We start from the raw sequence: 19,043 nt of genomic DNA, 5'->3' as shown, positions 1-19,043 counted from the left end.
AGTGGCCGCCTCGGCCCTGCAATGAACTAATCACACTGCAGATGAACCGGGAATTAGCGTTGCCGCCGAACTGGCACGGAATTGCGGACGGGTGAAATGAAATATTGGTAAGAAAAGTCAAGTTTTTCGGCGCAACCGAGCTTATCGCCCGAAAATGCGCAGCCGCTTGCGGTCACGAGATGCGAAGAAACAAGGGCTAAAGCCTGTGAGCGATCAGAAAACGGCACGCTTCAGCGCCTGTCAATCGGCGTCTTCGGCATATTGCCCGGCGCCCGGCAACTCACGCAGCCAGGCTTCGCGCCGCTTGATCCAGAGCTCATGATCCGGCTCAAGGTCTGTCGGTGGACTGTCGAGCGAACCGAGACGGATTTCCACCGTCGCCTCCTGCAGGCAGAAAAGCCTGCCGCCGCAGGCGGGGCAGAAGCTGCGGCCGGCAAAGGTGGAGATCTTGCCACTGTGCGAAAAGGCGCCGCGCGGCCAGACCGCGAAGAAGACGAAGGCGGAACCGCTCGATTTGCGGCAATCGGCGCAATGACAGAGGCCGACGCGGAGCGGCTCGCCTTCGACGCTATAGACGACCGCCCCGCAAAGGCAGCTTCCGCTTCGCCTCCGCATCGCGACCGTCAGGAATCGAGACTGGTGGGCAGCCCCGGCGGGCGCCGCTTTGCCGCCATCAGCAGATCGAGTTCGGTGGCGGAGGGGCCGAACTTCTCATAGAGACGCTTGGCCTCCTTGTCGTCCAACCGGTATTTCCTGGCGAATTCGCTGAAGCTGTAGGGGCGGCCACGCAGAACTCTTCGCGCCGGGGTCGCCATTTTCGGTGCGTCGGTCATGGTTTCCTCCTTTCATCGGGTCTCTTTTAAGCTAGAGCGGCCCTTCGATTTGGAAAGAGTCGACGGGCCGTATGGGGGCGGTGAACCGGAAGGAATGCGGTTGATTTTGCGGGAACCTTTTCGCCGATACGCGGTTTTCGAAGCGAGGTTGCGGGCCGCGCCAAGCGGACGCGGCGGTGCTGGAGAACATCGGGATTTTTCCGCTTTCTCCCGATGGCCGACGAAATGGCAGACGAGCTCCCTACCCGCCCGGTCCGCCGCCTCATCGCTTTCTCCGGCGACATCACGAAATATTAAAATGCGGAACGCATGCGCCGGAGCGCGGTTGTCAACACGAGGTCGACGTGGCCTCAGTTCAAAACCAAGGAGAACCAAATGGCAAACCAAGGTGGAACCCACGAACAGCACGTCAAGGCCGGGCAGCAGAGTCACAAGAACGACTCCAATACCCGCAATGCCTCTTCCGGTGGCCGCGACGCGCAGTCCAGCGGATCCCGCGGCGGCAGCCATGAACAGTATGTAAAGGCTGGTCAACAAAGCCACAAGAACAGCCACTAAAGCTGTCCTGAAATGAAAATTCGGCTCGCGCTTCGGCGCGGGCCTTTTTGGGACCTAGGCTAGCAAGTGCGCCGACATTATCTTCTACGTCTTCCGCGTTATCTTGTAGGTAATTCCCTTGTATCCATCTCTTGCAAAAATCTCCAAGATTAATCCTTCGATAGGCTCACAACCGCTAAACGGCCAATCAATTCCGAAATCCAAAGGATCGAAGTTCATTACTGAATAGGATCCTTCTCCAAGAAGATACAGGCTGAAATAACTCATACTCAGAGGATCATTCAATTCAACGCCTGAGACCAGTTTCGAACTTCTTACCTCATACGGTGGAGGTCCACCTTCACCGGACAAACAAGCTTTATCGAATTTGTATTCACTATCTTTCAAAACATCCTTAAACGAAACTTTCCCCTCACCGCTTCTCCAAAAATAAGAATTCAAATAATTCGGCTCGCCGAAAATGTAATTCGGCCGATACGGAGGAGAGTAAATATAAGCACCAACATAGAAAGAAAATATTACTAACAGGACAATCGATAAATCTCGAAGTATCACCATCATAAGCCCTTAAGTCATGCGGTTCGAACTTAATAATCCTCCCATTTACAATTAGCAATGCCAATTCAGGACAGGCGCCGACCATCCTCACCGAAGAGGTGCAGCACGGCGGGATCGAGATGGAGCGGCAGGCTGTCGCCGGATTTCATCTGCTGCTGACCGGCGAAGACCGCGATCAGTTTCTTGCCTGATGCCTCGGTGTGGACGACGGTCTCGGAACCCAATTCCTCGACAAGGGTGACCCGTGTGTCCAGCCGGCCTGCGGCGGCGGTATCGGCCAGGGTGATGTGCTGCGGCCGGATGCCGATGCTGATCCTCTCGCCCGGCGGGCGCGTTTCCCGGACAGTGACCGAAAGACGATGGCCGCCGACGGTTTCGACCTCGGTGAAGCCGCCTTCGTGGCCGACGATCGAGCCCTCCAGGAAATTCATGTGCGGCGCGCCGATGAAGCCGGCAACGAAGCGGTTGGCCGGCTTGTTATAGAGTTCCAGCGGCGTTCCCACCTGTTCGATCCGGCCGCCTCTCAGCACGACGATGCGGTTTGCAAGCGTCATCGCCTCGACCTGGTCATGGGTGACGTAAATCATCGTCGCCTTCAGGCGGGCGTGAAGCGCGGCGAGTTCGGCGCGCATGCTGACGCGCAGTTCGGCGTCGAGATTGGACAGCGGCTCGTCGAGCAGGAAGGCATCCGGCCGGCGGACGATGGCGCGGCCGATCGCGACGCGCTGGCGCTGGCCGCCGGAAAGCTGGCCCGGACGGCGGCGCAGGAACGGCTCTATCTCCAGCATGCGGGCCGCATCGGCAATGCGCGCTTCGATCTCGGCCTTCGCCACCTTGGTATTCTCCAGACCGAAGGCCAGATTTTCCCGCACGCTCATATGCGGATAAAGGGCATAGGATTGGAAGACCATGGCAAGGCCGCGATCGGCGGCGCCGATCGGCGTCACATCCTTGCCGTCGATGGCAATGCTGCCGCCTGTGGGCTTGTCGAGACCGGCAATCAGACGCAGCAGCGTCGATTTCCCGCAGCCGGAAGGACCGACGAAGGCGACGAATTCGCCGTCATTGACCTGAAGCGAGACATCGCGGATGACCTCGACGGCGCCGAAATTCTTGACGATGTTCCTGAGCTCGAGCCCGCTCATGTATTCTCCTGTTTGTATTCAGCCGGCTTATTTCAGGCCGGATCCGGCGATGCCTGTGGTGATGAAACGCTGCAGGAAGACGAAGATCAGCACGACCGGAATCATCGAGACGACCGTCATGGCGAGGATATAGTGCCATTGCACATTGAGCTCGCCGGCATAGACGTTGAGGCCGACCTGCAGCGTATAGAGTTCCTTGCGCGACAGCACGATCAACGGCCAGAGGAAGTCGTTCCAGCGCCAGACGACCGAGAAGATCGCCAGCACCGCCAGCGCCGGCGCCGACAGCGGCAGGATGATGCGCCAGTAGATCTGCCATTCGCTGGCCTTGTCCATGCGCGCGGCATCGATCAGCTCGTCCGGGATGGTCAGCATGTATTGGCGGAGCAGGAAGACGCCGGTCGGAGTGGCCACAGTCGGAAGGATGACGCCCCAGAGGCTGTCGAAGAGGTTCAACGTGCCGATGACGGAATAGAGCGGCACGACGATGACCGAGAGCGGCACCATCAGCGTCGCCAGGATCATCAGCATGACGGCGGTGCGGCCGGGGAACTGGTATTTCGACAGCGCGAAGGCGGCCATCGAATTCACCAGCAACGTGATCGCTGTCGCCGTCACCGTGACGAAGACGGAATTGCGCAGGAACAGGAAGAAATCGAAGCGCTCGAACGGTTCGGTGTAGTTGCCGGCGGCGAATTCCACCTCGCGCACCGGCGTACGGTCCTTGATGTTGACCTTGACGATTTCATCAGGCTGTTTCGGATCGATCATCTGGCCGATGATGCCGATGCGGCGGACTTCGGCGAGCACGCGGCTGCTTCCATCCGGCATCGTCACCTTATAGAGCGGCAGCGGCTTGTCGTGGCCGGGAACGACAGCCTGCTCGGTAACATAGGGCAGGAAGGACGGCGGGAATTCGGCAAGGGCGGCCGGGGTCTTGAAGGAGGAAAAGACCAGCCAGACGGCCGGGCCGAACATCAGGAAGACGCCCGAGATCAGCCAGATCCAGGTGACGACGTCAGTCCAGTGCCAGCCCCGGCCGCCGCGGCGGCGAAGGAGAAAGGTGCCGACGGCGCTCATTGGCGTTTCCCCTTCTTCTCGTTGCGGCTGCTTGCTGCGAGCTGCACCAGCGTCAGGATGACGAGCACGATGCCCATCAGGATCGAGGCGGCCGACGCAAGCCCGGGATTGCGCAGCGAACTCGCAAAGCCGGTCTCGTAAATAAACTGGGTGATGTACATGGTGCTGGTGCCAGGCCCGCCGCCTGTAAGCACGAAGACCTCGTCGAAGATCTGCACGGCGCGGATCAGCGCCAGCACCAGGACGACGATGAGGTTCGGCATCAAAAGCGGCAGGGTGATGCGCCGGAAGATGCGGGTCGGGCTCGCCTTGTCCATTGCCGCCGCCTCATAGAGATCCCTGGGGATCGCCTGCAGGCCGGCGAGCAGGATCAGCGCGTAAAAGCCCATATGGGCCCAGACCGAGACGAAGACGGCGAAGAAGAAAGCCCAGAAACGATCGCTGAGCCAGGAGAAGGGCTCGAAGCCGAAGGGGCTCAGCGCATAGTTCAACAGGCCTTCGCGCTGCAGGATCCATTTCCAGATCAGGCCGACGACGACGGGTGAGAGAAGCACCGGAAAGAAGAAGACGGCGCGCCAGAAACCGCGGTTGGAAAGTTCGCGGTTGAGGATCAACGCCGTTGCAAGTGCGGCGACCAGCATCGCGCTCACCTGGAAGACGACGAAGACAGCGGTGTTGCGCACGGCCGCCCAGAAGGTGTCGGCCGCGCAGGTCGCGGGATCGAGATAGGAGCCGCAGTCGAAGAGGATGCGGTATTGCTCGGCGCCGACATAGGTCCTGTTCTGCAGGAATATGGCGCCGCCGCTCGTCGTCGAATAGATGAAGTTGATGACCAGCGGCAGGAGCACGAAGACGGTGAAGATCAGCATGTTGGGCGCCAGGAAGACGCCCGCCATGCCGTTCAGCCCCGTCAGCTTCTGCCAGGCGCGCATGGGAATATCGACGATCCCCATGACAAGCCGGACAGGTGCCGCGAGCGCCTGCCGCAGACCGGCTTTCGCCGGCGGTTCGGAAGAAACCGTCTTCGCCGTCATCTGTCCGTCCGTCAGTTGCCGCCGACCTTGGCCTTGATGTCCTCGTCGATGCGGGCATAGGCGTCGTCGAGCTTCATCTCTCCGGCGATCACCTGGCTGATGCGGGCGACGATGGCGCTGTAATAGGCGTCCGACCACTTCCAGCCGGGCAGCTTCATGGCGGGCTCTGCCGTCTGAGCCGCCGATTCGACGAAGGCCTTCAGCGCCGCCTTCACATGCGCATTGTCGGTCTTGAAGTCCATCTGGCCGGCGGCCACACCCTTATGCGCCGGAATGAACAGGCTGCGCTCGGCAAATTCCTTCTGCACATCGGCGCTTGCCAGGTAATCCATCACCTTGGCGACATCCTTCGGATTCTGGGTGTATTTGACGGCGACAAGGCCGGCGCCGCCCTGCATGCCGGTACAGGCGGCCGTACCGCAGGGGCTTCCTGCCATGACCCAATCGAAGCTGTCGCCGATCTTCTGGGCAAATCCCGAGAGCTGCCAGCTGCCCGAGTAATAATAGGCAAGGCCGCCATTGATGAAGTCCTCGGCGGCGGCGCGATAGGTGGTGCCGGCGGCGCTGACCCAGACATCCTTGTTGACGATGCCCTCCTCGTTCCACTTGACGAAGCGGCTGAGGAACTCCTTAGAGCCCTGATCGATCGGCGCCGGCTTGCCGTCGGCAGCGATGTAGTTGGCGCCATAGGAAATGTTCGGGCCGGAGACACGGTGGCCGGAGCGGTCGATCGCCATGGCGAAGACCTTCTGGCTGTCGGCGACCTTCTTGGCGGCGGCCGCCCAATCGTCCCAGGTCGCCTTCGGGCCGGGGATTTCGACGCCGGCCTGCTCGAACAGCGTCTTGTTGACGAAGCCGCCGGTCATCGTCAGCTGCGTCATGAAGCCGGTGATGGCATTCGAGCCGTCGGGGCGCATCCAGTCGGCTTGGGCGCCGAAATTCTCATCCCAATATTTCGCATCGGCCAGCAACGGACGAAGATCGAGCCAGTGCTGCGCCTGCGCCTTCAGATTGGTGACGCGGGCAATATCCGGCCCCTTGCCGGCTTCGAGCTGCACCGGCAGCTGCTCCTTGACGACGTCGTAGGAGACTTCGTCAAGGATGACGTTGACATCCGGGTTGGCCTTGGAGAAGCGCGACAGCAGATCCTTGATGACCGCGCCTTCGCCGCCGTCGCAATACCACATGATGCGCACGTCGCCGGCATGGGCGGCGACGGAACTCAAGAGAACCGCAGCAAAAGCCGCGCCGATCGATTTCATTCTGGTCATTTTCTCCTCCTCTTGACCGATGAATTCCTACAGCGCCGCGCGTCTTTTCAGACGCGCAAAGGACGCTGTAACACCTTGAATTGCTGCATAATTTTATCCTTAATCGATTCCGATTTAAGGAATTATGCAGCAGGCCCGGCTGGGTCCTCCACCTGCCGGACATGTCGTCTACGAGGCCGCTCGCCGAGGCTGCCTGCCCGGTATCTTAAGATGTACCGCGTCTCCCCCGACCGACCAGTCCGACGGACGAAGAATGCGGCCTTCAGCACGCACAGTGCCGTCCTCCTCGAAGACGACCTCGCCGTAATCCGGATCGATGACGATCAATGCACCCCCGCCGTCCCGCCGGGCCGAGAGCGCGGCGAAACGTCCCCGCATCCGATCCAGGCTGCCCTCACGACCGAGATCGGAGAGGCGGACGATCCAGCGGCCCTGGCGGCCGGAGAGCCGCAGCTCGACATCCGTGGTCGGGCCGTGTTTGACCGGCTCCAGCGGTCCGTTGCCGATCAGCATGGCAAGGCCGCCGCCGGAGCGGGCGAGCCCCAGATTGCCGTCGACCGCCGTCTCGTCGAAGGCCTCCAGGGGGAACCAGGCATGGGTGAAATCCGGCTGACCCTCATGGATGTTGAAATCGAGAATGGCCAGGTCGCGATATTGATGCACGCGCGGCAGCGTTCCGCAGCCGCCCCAGAAGCTCGGCCGACCGTAACCGAACTGGATGGTTTCGCCGGGATGGTTGATCCAGATCTGCGCTTCCGGCCGCTCGCCGAGGCGCAGGTGCAGCACCGTCTCCTGATAACCCCAGGCGCCGGGGCGATAATGGGCGATGGTGCCGAGCGCGGTGTCGCGCGTCTTGTAGTGATAGAGGGCGGCGAACCGGTTTTCGCCCTGGGAGAAGGTCCACTCCTGCGCGTCGTCGGAACGGTGCGCGGCGATTTCAGCGAGCGCTTCCGGGAAATGCAGGCCATGATCGCGGATGCAGACGGCAAGCTGCGGCAGCGCGTGGAAACGCCGGCCGTACCAGCCACGACCCCAGAGCAGCCGGGCGATGGCCGACAGCTCGACCGAGCGGCCGGGACGCAGCGTATGTTCATAGGAGCGGCCCTGGCTGCCGGTCAGCATGCCGTGATGGGCGGAGCGGGCGACGATCTCCATCAGGCGGACGATGCTGGCATTGGCGCGGGCGCGGATTGTCTCATCCGGCGCGCAGGCGGCGAGCGCCGTCAGGCCCTTCAGGTCGATCGGGAAATAGGGAACGGAATTCCACTCGGCCATTTCCCAGCGCTCGAAATGATCGAGCCAGGCGCGAACCCGCTCTTCGCCGACCTTCATCTGTTCGGAGCCGGTACGGCCGGAACGAACGAAGACGGCATCGGGGAAAAGCCTGCCGCCGAGATAGGCAGCGGTGTGAAAGAGTAGCGCGTGGTTTTCCGAAAAATACCACTGAACGTCGTTGCCCGGCTCGTCCATCCAATAGCGGTAGTTGAGAACCGCCTGCTCGATCCTGACCCGCAGTTCCGGTGACAGAAGATCGCTCCAGCGCGTATAGGCGAAGAGCAGTGGCACCAGCACGAAATCGGCGCAGTCGTGACAATCCTCGATGACCGGCAGCATGGCCGAAATCATCGCCTCGGTCTGCTCGCCGCCCTGCCCTAGCGCCAGACGGGCGAAAGCGCAGACGGTATCGGGCTCGGAATGGGCGGCGACCTCGGCCAGCGCCTCGGCGATGCGATCTTCCAGCGCAGCCGGTGCTTGCCCCTGGCGTTCGGGATGACAGATCTCGACGCCGAGGGTGCGGGCGATGGACAGTGTACCGGTTTTGAAGGTGATGCGGAAATGGCGGAAATCGGCGGGCATGCGCGCCGAAGTGCCGAGTTCCAGCTTGGTCGCGCCTTTTTCCAATGCAAAATCATAATCGAAGCGCTCGACCGACATGAAGTCGCCCTCGATCTCGACATGGCAGCTCAGCGCCACCGGCAGCGGCGCGGGAAAGAGGATCGTCACGTCCTCGCCAAGGTAGGCGGTGCGATCGAAGCGCATGCCTTCGAGGATCGCCTCCAGCCCGTCCGCCTCGTCGGCGGCGATCGGAACGGGAAGTGATGTTTCGACCTCCGGCCCGTCGAGATAATCCAGCTGGAAATAAAAGCGGGCGTCGCGCTCGGCGAGATCATCGAAATAGATGCGGATCTCGTTGAGGCCCACCGACAGCTCGACCTCGAAGATCTGCTGCGCTTCCAAATTGCGCTCGTAAGGCGCCATGAAGCCCTGTTCGCTGCCGTTGACGAAGAGGATGGCGCCACCGCAGGTCGATAGGCGAAGCGTGGCTGGCCCGGCCGTGCGGGCATTGAGGAAGGTGCGCGCCCAACAGCCGATGCGTGTCGGGCGAAACCAGAAGCCGGAGAGATCGACACGCGGCGAGGCAAAGGGCAGCCACCAGCGGATGGCCTCGAATTCGGCAGCCGGCTGCGGCCGCCGGCCGGAAAAGGATGCCTTGAATTCGGTGCGGCAGGGATATTCATGCGGGATGAAATTCTTCGTCTTGGTGACGAAGAAAAACGGATCCATCCTGCCTTCCATCGGACGGTCGGCGACGTCATAGCGCTGCTGCGAGAGAGGGCCGAGTTGCCAATAGACGATCGGGCTATTCTTTGCGGTATCGCGGCGGAGACGGGCTTGCTGCTCAGCGGCCATCTGAAATCTGCTCCGGCCTTGGGATTTCCGAGAAAACGCCGACGCATGGATGGCGGTCAAGCCGCATCTTCAAAGCCTCCCTGCTTTGCCGCTTGTCGCGGACTCCTCAATGGCAATTGTGCATAGGCATTCCATTTGCGCAATCTGAAAGATTTTTGCATAAAGGAATGGGAGCGAGGAAAACGACATGGCCCCGGATCAAAAGAAAGGCAGGCGCACGCGCCTCGACGACATCGCCGCCCGGTGCGGCGTATCGATCAGCACCGTGTCGCGGGCGCTCGCCGGTGAAAAGGGCGTAAGACCCGAAATCCGCAAACTGGTGCTGGAAACGGCCAGCGCGGTCAGCTACGCGCTGCCGGCGAGTGTCGCCGGTAAGAAGGTGATGCTCGTCGCCTCCGGCGCGGCGATGATCGATTATGTCCGCAACCAGTTCACCCTCTACGTCCTCGAAGGCCTGAATGCGCGCGCGGCCGCGCTCGGCATCGAGATGGCCATGCGCCCGGTCGCCGACAAGGCGGACGAAGCCCGCGTCATTGCCGAGATGCGCGACGATCCGAGCTTTGGCGGCATGCTGATCCTGACCGTCGACGAGGAGGATATGCTGGCGGCGGCCGCGGGCTTGGGGAAACCGGTCGTGCTGGTCAACACCGACGATCCCTATATGCGGCTTTCGAGTGTGACGCCCTGCAACCGCTCGGCCGCCTTCATCGCTGCCGAACGGCTGATCGAGGCCGGGCATCGACAGATCCTTTTCATGCTGCGGCCGGGCCGGCGGACGATCGAGCGGCGCCTGGAGGGCTGGCGCGATGCCATGCTGCATCACGGGCTGAAGGCCGGTGCCGAGCTGGTGCTCGAGGTCGACGACTGGCTGCCGGAACTCGGCGCCGAAGCCATCACCCGCTTCGTCCGCGACCAAGGCCTGACGTTCACCGCCGTCCTGACGGCGGGCGACAGCCTTGCCAACGGCGCCATGCGCGGATTGCAGGCGATGGGATATGCGGTACCACAGGACATTTCCGTCATGGGTATCGACGACCTGCCGCAATCGGCCTTTCTCAATCCGCCGCTGTCGAGCGTGCACATTCCGATGCGCGAACTCGGCGCCACCGCGCTCGATCTGTTGCGCGACATGATGCTCGGCCTTGCCGCACCGCGCCGGCGCGTCGAGCTCGCCTGCCATCTCGTCGAAAGGGGCAGCGTCGCAACCGTCAACCGCTCCCAGGAGGTTGGGCCGCCGTCATGAAATTCCTGGCAATATCCGGAAGCGCCCGTCGAGCCTCGACAAACACCGCCCTCCTCCATGCTCTGCAAGCAGTTGCCGGCCAGACGCATGTGCTTTCGGTCTATGACCGTGTGGGTGAACTTCCGGTGTTTTCGCCCGACCTGGAGCTGGACCCGCCGCCTGCCGTGTCGGCTCTTGCTCAGGCGATCGCGGATGCGGATGGCCTGATCCTGGCTAGCCCCGAATATATCCGATCAATCCCCGGCGGATTGAAGAACGCCATCGACTGGCTCGTCTCCCGCAACGAGGTGATCGGCAAACCGATCGTGCTCGCGCATGCGTCGCACCGCGGCGATGACATGCTGGGTCAGCTTCGCGTCGCCCTCGCCACGCTCAGCGACCGATTCAACGAGGAGCTCTTCCTCCGGCTTCCTCTGATGAAGCTATTACCTGATGAGGTTGCAGCGCATCTTTCCGCGCCTCGGCATCAGGAGGAGATGTGCCGCTTCCTCGACGCTTTCGCAAATTATTGCAAACCGGCCTGACGTTGCTTCGTGCAGCGGCTCGGATCCCCCGTCAGGCTTCGATGAAGCTCGCCTCGAACAGCTCGCGCGCATAGGCATCATGCGTCGTGCCGGCCTGCAGATCCGCCTTGGTGAGTTCATCGACGAAGCCGCCGTTCTTCATGATCAACACCCGGTCGCACATATGGGCGATCACCGCGAGGTCATGGCTGACGAGCAGATAGGTCAGTCCCTTTTCCTCGCGCTGATCGGCAAGCAGGTTGAGGATTTCGGCCTGCACCGAGACGTCGAGCGCCGATGTCGGCTCGTCCAGCAGCAGAATGGGCGGTGACAGGATCAGCGCCCGGGCGATTGCCACGCGCTGCCGCTGGCCGCCGGAAAGCTCGTGTGGAAACCGGTTTGCAAAGCTTGCCGGCAGCCCCACCTGGATCAGTGCCCTTTCGACCTTCGACCAGATATCGGCATGGCGCATGGCGCGCAGCGGCTCGGCAAGCGCGGTGCCGATGCGATGGCGGGGATGCAGCGAGCCGTAAGGATCCTGAAACACCATCTGGGCCGACGTCAGTTCCTCGCGGGAGCGCTTCCTGCCGATCGGCTTACCGCCCAGCTCGATCTGACCGGTCCAACCGGCCTCCATGCCGGCGAGGCAACGCAGCACCGTCGATTTGCCGCAGCCGGATTCGCCGACGATGCCGAGCGTCTCGCCCGGGCTGACCTTAAAGCTGATGCCCCTGACGACATGGTTGCTTGATTTGCCGGAGGAAAAGACGACATCGAGATCACGCACATTGATCATTGCGCCGCCTCCAGATCGAGTTTCGCCCGGTCGAGAACCGCAAGCCGGCGGACGGGGTTCTTCGGGTCTGGCAGCGCCGATATCAGCCCGCGGGTATAGGGATGGCGGGCCTCTTCGAGACTGGTTAGCGTCTCGACGATGCGGCCGGCATACATGACGATGATGCGCTCGCAGAAGGCCGCGACCATGCGGATATCGTGGCTGATCAAAAGCAGGCCGGAATTGTTCTCGCGCACCAGTTCATCGAGCAGCAGCAGCACATCCTTTCGCACGCTGACATCAAGCGCCGAGGTCGGTTCGTCGGCGATGACGAGTTTCGGCCGCGCCAGCAGCATCATGGCGATCATCACCCGCTGGCCCATGCCGCCGGAGATCTGATGGGGGTAAAGCGCCATGACCCGGTCGGGATCGGTGATGCGCACACGCTCGAGCATGGCGCGGACGGCATCCTGCGCCTGGTTACCGCGAAGGCCGAGATGAAGACGGGCGGCTTCGGCGATCTGCTTGCCAATCGACAGCACCGGGTTCAGGGAATACCGCGGATCCTGCATGATCAGGGCGATGTCCTTGCCGCGAAGCGCGCCCATCTGACGCTCGGTCTTGGCAAGCAGCGAACTGCCGGCGAGATCCAGGCGCTCAGCGGCGACCACCGCGGCCGGCGGCAGCAGGCGCATGACGGCGCGCCCCGTCGTCGACTTGCCGGAACCGGATTCGCCGACGATGCCGACGCGTTCGCGCCCGACGTCGAAACTGACATTGGAGACGGCGGGCACGGCGCCCCGTCCGAAGCGGACGCTCAGGTCCTTGACCGATAGAACGGGGTGAAGATCACGATCTGGCATTTCACGATCTGGCATGGCGGGGATCCAGAATGTCGCGCAGAGCATCTCCGGCGATGTTGAAGGCAAGGCTGGTCAGCAGGATGGCGATGCCCGGCATGACCGCGACCCACCAGTAATCGAGCATGAACTTGCGGCCGTTGGAGATCATCGCGCCCCATTCGGGCGCCGGCGGCTGGGCGCCGAGGCCGAGAAAGCCGAGCGAGGCCGCCGTCAGGATGATGCCCGCCATATTGAGGGTCAGGCGAACGACGACCGATGGAATGCACATGGGCGCGATATAGAGAAGCAGGATGCGCATCGGCGAGGCGCCATACAGGCGGGCGGCGACCACATAATCGGCGTTTCGGACGACAAGGGCCTCGGCGCGGGCAAGCCTCGCAATCGGCGGCCAGGCGGTGAGCGAGATGGCGATGATCGCCGTGCCGAGGCCGGCGCCGAGGGCGGCGGCAAAGGCGAGCGCCAGGATCAGCGACGGAAAGGAGAGCACGATATCGGTGGCGCGCATCAGAAAGGCATCGGTGTTGCCGCCGAAGAAACCGGCGACGATGCCAATCAGCAGGCCGATCGGCCCGACGATCAAGGACACCGACAGCACCGTCTGGATGGTGATGCGCGTGCCGAAGATCAACCGGCTTAGAATATCACGGCCGAATTCGTCGGTGCCGGCCAGATGCGTGAGGCTGGGGGGCTGCAAGGCATCGCCGAGCGACTGGATGGCGGGATCGTAAGGCGCCAGAAGCGGCGCGAAAATCGCGACGATGCAGAGCAGGCCGAGAATGACGAAGCCGGCGAGACCGAGCGGCTCATCGGCCAATTTGCGGCCGGCGCGGCCGAACGAGGCGGCAACGCGGCTCGGCATGCTGGGCGGACGGATCTGGATCTCGCTGCGGATGGCATTGCTCATTGGGCTTGGGCTCATCGGGTCGCCTCCCGCATGCGCGGATCGAGCACGGCGTAGGCGACGTCGGCCAGGAAGTTCAAAAACATGAAGATGAATCCCACGATGATGGTGGCTGCGACGATGGCGTTCATGTCGCCGATCATCAGCGCGTTCGTCATATATTGGCCGATGCCCGGCCAGGAGAAGACGATCTCGGTGACGACGGCACCTTCGAGCAGCCCGCCATAGGAAATGGCGAGGATGGTGATCAGCTGCACCGCGATATTCGGCAGGACATGGCGCAGCACCGTGCCGGTCGGGCTCACACCCTTGGCGCGGGCGGCAATGACATAATCCTGGCTCAGCTGCTCCAGCGTGAAGCTTCGGGTCATGCGGGTGATGTAGGCCATGGCGGCATAAGCCAGGATGAAGGCCGGCAGGATGATGTGACCGAGCGCGTTCCAGAAGATTTCCGTCTCGCCCTGCAGCAGGCTGTCGATCAGCAAGAGCCCGGTCTGCGGCGTGACAAGCCCTTCATAGAACACGTCGACCCTGCCCGGCCCGCCGACCCAGTTCAGGCCGGCATAGAAGATGACGAGTCCGACGATGCCGAACCAGAAGACCGGGATCGAATGGCCGACAAGGGCGACGACACGGGCGATCTTGTCGATCGGGCTGTCGCGAAACAGCGCTGCGGCAAGCCCGAGGGGAACGCCGACGAAGGTCGAGATGATCACCGCGAGCGTCGCCAGTTCGAATGTCGCCGGAAAGGCCTGTGCGAGGTCCGAAGAAACGGGATTGCCGGTGAGCACAGCCGTGCCGAAATCACCATGGGCGAGCCCGTTCAGATAGAGGAAGAACTGCTGATAGATTGGCAGATCCAGCCCCAGGCGCGTCCGCATCGCCGCATAGGCGGCGGGATCGGCGAGCTCGCCGACGATCGCGCCGACGGGATCCGTCGGCAGGACGCGGCCGATCACGAAGGTGACGCAGAGGAGGATGAACAGGCTGACCAGCAAATGCGCCAGGCGTCGGCCAAATTCGGCTACAGAGAGTTCCTTCATGATCGGCTGCCTCGGGAGTATTACTGCGTTTCGGACTTCGTGACGTTCTCGAGGCGCGTCAGCTGGGTCGGATGCCCGATATAGCCCTCAACCTTGCTCGACAGGACGATCGGCTCGAAGCGCTCGAACATCGGCAGAACCGCCGGCTTCTGTTCGACGAACATCTTCTGCATCTGACCATAGAGCTCGCCGCGCTTCTTCGGATCCGGCTCCATCGAAGCCTTGGCCGTCAAAGCCGTGAGTTCGGGAATGTCCCAGGCCGAACGCCAGACGAAGTTGCCGGCATTGTTGGCTTCCTTCGAGTTGTCGGGATTGGACGAAAACTGCTCCATCGAACCGAGCACGTTCGGCATATAGGCGCTGGTCTGCGGGATCAGCAGATCGAAATCCCGGGCGCGGTGGGCGGCGATGATTTCCGAGCCGTTACCCTGCTGGATGTCGACCTTGATGCCGACCTGGGCAAGCGATGCCTGGATGGCGGTCGCCAGATCGATGCGCGGCGTCTGCGCGATGGTCTTGAGCGTCAGCGAAAAACCGTCCTTGTAACCCGCCTCGGCCAGCAGCTGCTTGGATTTTTCGACGTCGAGATGCCAATCGGGGCTCGGGATCGCATATTCAAAATTCTCCGGCACGGGAACGGTTCTCGCCCGCCCGTATGGCCCCATGATCGTCTTCTCGATGCCCTTGTAATCGATGCCGTAGGCAATCGCCTCGCGGACCTTCGGGTTGGACAGATACTGGTTGCCGGCATTCATCGACAGCACGTAGAAGCCGCCTGTCGGGATGCGCTGGATGGTAAAGCCCTTTTTGTCCTTGAAGGTCGCGAGATCGGCTGCGGTCAGCGCGCTGGCGATATCGATGTCGCCGCGTTCGAGCATCAGCCGCTCGACCTGGCTTTCCGGAACATGGCGAACGATGACACGCTTCATCTTCGGCGCGCCGGTGACATAATCCTTGTTGGCATCGAGGATGACGAGTTCGTTCGGCGACCAGCGATTGAGCGTGAACGGGCCGGAGCCTGCCGAATGCGTGCGCATCCAGGCATTGCCGAAGTCGTTGTCGGCAACGTGCTTCTCAACTTCGACGCTGTCGACGACGCTGGTGGTCGAGGTCGTCAGGCGGTAGAGCAGCATTTCGGCTGTCACCTGCCCGGAAAAATCGATGCGCACGGTCTTGTCGTCGACAGCCGTGACGAGCTTGTCGACATTGGTCTTGTCGTAGCCGATGCGCTTGAGGTTGGCGGCAGCAGCCTGGTCGAGCTTCAGCAGGCGCCCCAGCGAATAGACGACGTCCTTTGACGTCACCGGATTGCCGGAGGCGAAATTGGCCTGGCGCAGGCTGAAGGTGATGCCCTTGTCGTCGACCTTCCAGCTTTCGGCCAGCTGCGGCGCGATCTTGCCATCCGGCGTGCTGTTGACCAGCCGATCGTACAGATTCGACATGATCTCGACTGCCTTGCCCTCGGTCGCCTGATGCGGATCGAGCGACAGGACCTGGGCCAGCGATGTGCCGATCACCAGCTGATCCCTCGGCGTGGCGGCATGCGAGAGCGGTGCAGCGATCGTCAGCGCGCCGAAGACGGCGCCGACGAACAGGCCTTTAGAAAAATGTTTCATTGTCACTCCTCCCTGGATTACTATAATAGACATATTATGTCGTCCGTATGTCGTATTATGATTTATCGAAGTCCAAAACGATTTGCAAGAGCCATACGGAAGACCTGAGGCGAAGGAACTGGGGAATAAAGAATGACGACACTCGGCCGTGGGCGGCAAAGACTGGCGCAGCAGGTCATCGATCAGCTGCGGGCACAAATCGAGATGGGGAAATTGCGCGTCGGCGACCAGCTGCCGACCGAGCCGCAGCTCGAATCGACCTTCGGCGTCAGCCGCACCGTGGTGCGCGAGGCCATCGCCGATCTGAGGGCTGCGGGTTTCGTCAGGCCGATCCAAGGCAAAGGCGTTTTCGTCGCGGATCCAAAGGTCCATTCGGCGATGTCATTGACGCCGGTGGAAATCAAAAGCATTCCGGAAACCCTGGAATTGCTGGAGTTTCGCATGGCGACCGAGGGCGAAGCGGCGGCGATTGCCGCCTATCGCCGCACCGCCGAGCAGGAGGCCGCAATCCGCGAGGCCAACCGCAAAATGGCGCAACTCATCGAGAGCGGGCAGCAAACCGTCGAGGCGGATTATGCCTTTCACATGGCGATCGCCGCGGCCACCAACAACCGATTCTATGTCGACGTGCTGCGCCATTTCGGCCCCCGCGCCATTCCCCGCGGCCAGTTTCCGACGCTGCCCGAAGCCAATGACCGCGACTATCTGCAAAAGGTCTATGCCGAACATGTGGAGATCCTCTCGGCGATCGCCGATCAGGATCCGGACCGCGCCCGCCAGGCGATGCGCGCCCATCTGATGGCGAGCCAAAGGCGCTATCGGATGCTCGCGGAGCAGCAATAGGGCTCGACACCCTCCAAAATTCATATTATGTCATATGACATTGTTGAATCTGGAGAGGGTATCTGATGTATCTGGGAACACAGGTGGCGGCGCGCGACGATGATGATTATCGGATCTTCGCGCAATTGGGCGTGAAGCATATCAGCGCCGATCCGCCCGGCAAGCCGAGCAGCTGGACGTTTGCCGACATCGAGCGCCATCGCGACAAGGTCGAAAGCTTCGGCCTGATCCTCGACATGATCCAGCTGCCCCTGCCCTCGCAGCCGATCGAGAAAGCGTCCTATCCCGATATTCTGCTTGCCGGCCCCGAACGCGACCGACAGATCGACGCAGTCTGCAAGATGATCGAGAATGTCGCGGCAGCCGGCATTCCGGCCGTCAAATACAATCTCAACCTGATCGGCATTCCCCGCACGCCGGACGAGCCGGGGCGCGGCGGCTCGATGAATGCGAGCTTCCGCTGGGACAAGACCGACCAGCAGGCAGCACCCGGCCTTGCCGGCGTACTCTCCGAAGACGAAAACTGGGAACGGATCGATTATTTCCTCGAACGGGTCGTGCCTGTCGCCGAAAGCAATCGCGTCCGCCTCGCCTGCCACCCGCACGATCCCTATACGCCGCCCGGCTATCGCGGCGTCACCCGCGTGCTCGGCACGGTGGAAGGTCTGAAGAAGTTCGTGCTGATGCGCGAAAATCCCTATCACGGCCTCAATTTCTGCCAGGGATCGATCGGCGAGATGCTGGATAATCCCGGCGAGGAGATCGACGACGTCATTCGCTGGTTTGGTCAGCGCGACAAGATCTTCAACGTCCACTTCCGCAATATTCGCGGCGGCAAGCTCTCCTTCATGGAAACTTTCCCCGACGAAGGCGACATGGACATGGTCCGCTCGGCCAGGATCTACAAGGAAGTCGGCTTCAAATACATGCTGATGCCCGACCATGTGCCGACCGTCAGCGGCAAGGACCCTTCCGCCACCGCATTCGCCTTTTGCTACGGCTATATCGCCGCACTTCTGCAAGTGCTCGAGAGCGCCTGAGGCGGCCAATTTTCAACACGTAAGGAATAGGACTTGATGATGAACCCGATTGAATTGAAGAAGGCCGTCGGCAGTGGTCTGCTCTCGTTTCCGGTCACCCATTTCGACGACCAGCTGAAATTCGACGAGGCGAAATATCGCCGTCATGTCGAGTGGCTTGCCGGCTACGACGCCGCCGCTTTGTTTGCCGCCGGCGGCACCGGCGAGTTCTTCTCGCTCAACCCGGCCGAAATCCCTCAGGTCGTGCGCGCCGCCAAGGCATCGGCCGGCAATACGCCGATCATCTCGGGAACCGGCTACGGCACATCGCTTGCCATCGAGATCGCACAGGCGGCCGAAAAGGCCGGCGCGGACGGGCTGCTGCTGCTGCCACCCTATCTGATGTTTGCCGAACAGGCCGGCCTCATCGCCCATGTCAAGGCGGTCTGCCAATCGGTCGGCATCGGCGTCATCGTCTATAACCGCGACAATGCCATTCTGACGGCCGACAGCATCGCGCGGCTTGCGGAGGAATGCCCGAATCTGGTCGGCTTCAAGGACGGCGTCGGCGATGTCGACAAGGTCATCGAGATCACCACGCGGCTCGGCGACCGTCTCGTCTATGTCGGCGGCATGCCGACCCATGAGGTTTACGCCCAGGCCTATTTCGCCGCCGGCGTGACCACCTATTCCTCCGCGGTGTTCAATTTCGTCCCCGCCCTCGCCCAGCGCTTTTACGGTGCCTTGCGCACCGGCGACCAGGCGACCGTCGACGAGATCCTCAAGAGCTTCTTCTTCCCCTTCGTCGCCCTGCGCAACCGCAAGAAGGGCTATGCCGTCTCGATCATCAAGGCGGGGCTTCGCGTCCTTGGCCAGAACCCAGGCCCCGTGCGGCCGCCTTTGACGGATCTGACCCAGGAGGAACTGGCGCTGCTGGAGAAGATCGTGCAGGCCAACGGCGTCTCGCGGATTGCGGCGGAGTAATCGCCGACGGCGGACGGCAGGAGTATCTGCCGCGCCCTCTTGATTCCCTCTTCTCCCCTCGGGGCTATGGCATTCACACATTT

19 protein-coding genes are annotated in these 19,043 nt (G+C 61.9%); 6 read left to right on the top strand and 13 right to left on the bottom strand.

The genetic code is table 11. From position 1 onward, the window contains the following. Positions 1 to 240: 240 nt before the first annotated feature. On the bottom strand, positions 241 to 615 hold the full coding sequence (locus tag CO655_RS29210) for a GFA family protein (protein WP_097667638.1): 375 nt from the start codon (positions 613 to 615) through the stop codon (positions 241 to 243). Positions 616 to 623: 8 nt separating this feature from the next. Next, positions 624 to 833, bottom strand: a complete 210-nt coding sequence (locus CO655_RS29205) for a hypothetical protein (protein ID WP_064683680.1) — start codon at positions 831 to 833, stop codon at positions 624 to 626. A 375-nt stretch (positions 834 to 1,208) separates the two neighbouring features. Between CO655_RS29205 and CO655_RS34795 the strand changes: the two genes are divergently transcribed. Next, a complete protein-coding gene (locus CO655_RS34795; RefSeq protein WP_097667637.1) occupies positions 1,209 to 1,391 on the top strand; it encodes a hypothetical protein in 183 nt (60 codons plus the stop codon). Between the two features lie 84 nt (positions 1,392 to 1,475). On the opposite strand, the gene CO655_RS33640 is transcribed toward CO655_RS34795, so the two are convergent. From CO655_RS33640 to CO655_RS29175, 6 genes are all read right to left on the bottom strand, one after another. Beyond that, on the bottom strand, positions 1,476 to 1,952 hold the full coding sequence (locus CO655_RS33640) for a hypothetical protein (protein ID WP_210201034.1): 477 nt from the start codon (positions 1,950 to 1,952) through the stop codon (positions 1,476 to 1,478). A 62-nt stretch (positions 1,953 to 2,014) separates the two neighbouring features. Next, positions 2,015 to 3,094 carry a sn-glycerol-3-phosphate ABC transporter ATP-binding protein UgpC gene (ugpC, locus tag CO655_RS29195; RefSeq protein ID WP_010035167.1) on the bottom strand — a complete coding sequence of 360 codons (1,080 nt, stop codon included), beginning with the start codon at positions 3,092 to 3,094 and terminating at the stop codon, positions 2,015 to 2,017. A gap of 27 nt (positions 3,095 to 3,121) precedes the next feature. Then, positions 3,122 to 4,174, bottom strand: coding sequence for a carbohydrate ABC transporter permease (locus tag CO655_RS29190; RefSeq protein ID WP_097667636.1), 1,053 nt, complete (start codon positions 4,172 to 4,174; stop codon positions 3,122 to 3,124). After that, a complete protein-coding gene (locus tag CO655_RS29185; protein ID WP_010035174.1) occupies positions 4,171 to 5,208 on the bottom strand; it encodes a sugar ABC transporter permease in 1,038 nt (345 codons plus the stop codon). Before CO655_RS29185 ends, CO655_RS29190 begins: the two co-directional genes overlap by 4 nt. 11 nt (positions 5,209 to 5,219) lie before the next feature. Next, positions 5,220 to 6,479, bottom strand: a complete 1,260-nt coding sequence (locus tag CO655_RS29180) for an ABC transporter substrate-binding protein (protein ID WP_097667635.1) — start codon at positions 6,477 to 6,479, stop codon at positions 5,220 to 5,222. Positions 6,480 to 6,647: 168 nt separating this feature from the next. Further along, the gene (locus CO655_RS29175; RefSeq protein WP_097667634.1) at positions 6,648 to 9,170 is read right to left on the bottom strand and encodes a hypothetical protein; all 2,523 of its coding nucleotides are present in this window, start codon (positions 9,168 to 9,170) and stop codon (positions 6,648 to 6,650) included. Positions 9,171 to 9,357: 187 nt separating this feature from the next. Between CO655_RS29175 and CO655_RS29170 the strand changes: the two genes are divergently transcribed. After that, complete coding sequence (locus tag CO655_RS29170; RefSeq protein ID WP_097667633.1) at positions 9,358 to 10,413, top strand: LacI family DNA-binding transcriptional regulator; 1,056 nt, start codon at positions 9,358 to 9,360, stop codon at positions 10,411 to 10,413. Beyond that, positions 10,410 to 10,937, top strand: a complete 528-nt coding sequence (locus CO655_RS29165) for an NADPH-dependent FMN reductase (protein ID WP_097667632.1) — start codon at positions 10,410 to 10,412, stop codon at positions 10,935 to 10,937. Before CO655_RS29170 ends, CO655_RS29165 begins: the two co-directional genes overlap by 4 nt. Before the next feature lie 31 nt (positions 10,938 to 10,968). Here the strand turns inward: CO655_RS29165 and CO655_RS29160 are convergent, their stop codons facing one another. The 5 genes from CO655_RS29160 to CO655_RS29140 are packed head-to-tail and all read right to left on the bottom strand — an operon-like array spanning position 10,969 to position 16,114. Beyond that, the gene (locus CO655_RS29160) at positions 10,969 to 11,712 is read right to left on the bottom strand and encodes an ABC transporter ATP-binding protein (RefSeq protein WP_097667631.1); all 744 of its coding nucleotides are present in this window, start codon (positions 11,710 to 11,712) and stop codon (positions 10,969 to 10,971) included. Next, complete coding sequence (locus CO655_RS29155) at positions 11,709 to 12,554, bottom strand: ABC transporter ATP-binding protein (protein WP_097667645.1); 846 nt, start codon at positions 12,552 to 12,554, stop codon at positions 11,709 to 11,711. Before CO655_RS29155 ends, CO655_RS29160 begins: the two co-directional genes overlap by 4 nt. A 1-nt stretch (position 12,555) precedes the next feature. Then, a complete protein-coding gene (locus CO655_RS29150; RefSeq protein WP_097667630.1) occupies positions 12,556 to 13,458 on the bottom strand; it encodes an ABC transporter permease in 903 nt (300 codons plus the stop codon). Between the two features lie 11 nt (positions 13,459 to 13,469). After that, positions 13,470 to 14,498 carry an ABC transporter permease gene (locus CO655_RS29145; RefSeq protein ID WP_097667629.1) on the bottom strand — a complete coding sequence of 343 codons (1,029 nt, stop codon included), beginning with the start codon at positions 14,496 to 14,498 and terminating at the stop codon, positions 13,470 to 13,472. A 20-nt stretch (positions 14,499 to 14,518) separates the two neighbouring features. Then, the gene (locus CO655_RS29140) at positions 14,519 to 16,114 is read right to left on the bottom strand and encodes an ABC transporter substrate-binding protein (protein WP_097667628.1); all 1,596 of its coding nucleotides are present in this window, start codon (positions 16,112 to 16,114) and stop codon (positions 14,519 to 14,521) included. A 132-nt stretch (positions 16,115 to 16,246) separates the two neighbouring features. Here CO655_RS29140 and CO655_RS29135 point away from each other — a divergent pair, with 132 nt between their 5' ends. From CO655_RS29135 to kdgD, 3 genes are all read left to right on the top strand, one after another. Continuing rightward, on the top strand, positions 16,247 to 16,957 hold the full coding sequence (locus CO655_RS29135) for a FadR/GntR family transcriptional regulator (RefSeq protein WP_097608027.1): 711 nt from the start codon (positions 16,247 to 16,249) through the stop codon (positions 16,955 to 16,957). A gap of 65 nt (positions 16,958 to 17,022) precedes the next feature. Beyond that, positions 17,023 to 17,997, top strand: a complete 975-nt coding sequence (locus tag CO655_RS29130; RefSeq protein WP_097608028.1) for a mannonate dehydratase — start codon at positions 17,023 to 17,025, stop codon at positions 17,995 to 17,997. Between the two features lie 36 nt (positions 17,998 to 18,033). Then, positions 18,034 to 18,960, top strand: a complete 927-nt coding sequence (gene kdgD / locus CO655_RS29125; protein ID WP_097667627.1) for a 5-dehydro-4-deoxyglucarate dehydratase — start codon at positions 18,034 to 18,036, stop codon at positions 18,958 to 18,960. Positions 18,961 to 19,043 lie beyond the last annotated feature (83 nt).

This window comes from Rhizobium sp. M1 (genome assembly GCF_002531805.1).
GTDB classification, from domain to species: domain Bacteria; phylum Pseudomonadota; class Alphaproteobacteria; order Rhizobiales; family Rhizobiaceae; genus Rhizobium; species Rhizobium etli_C.
Note: the sequence above shows the minus strand (reverse complement) of the source record. Positions and strands in the feature narration are given on the sequence as shown.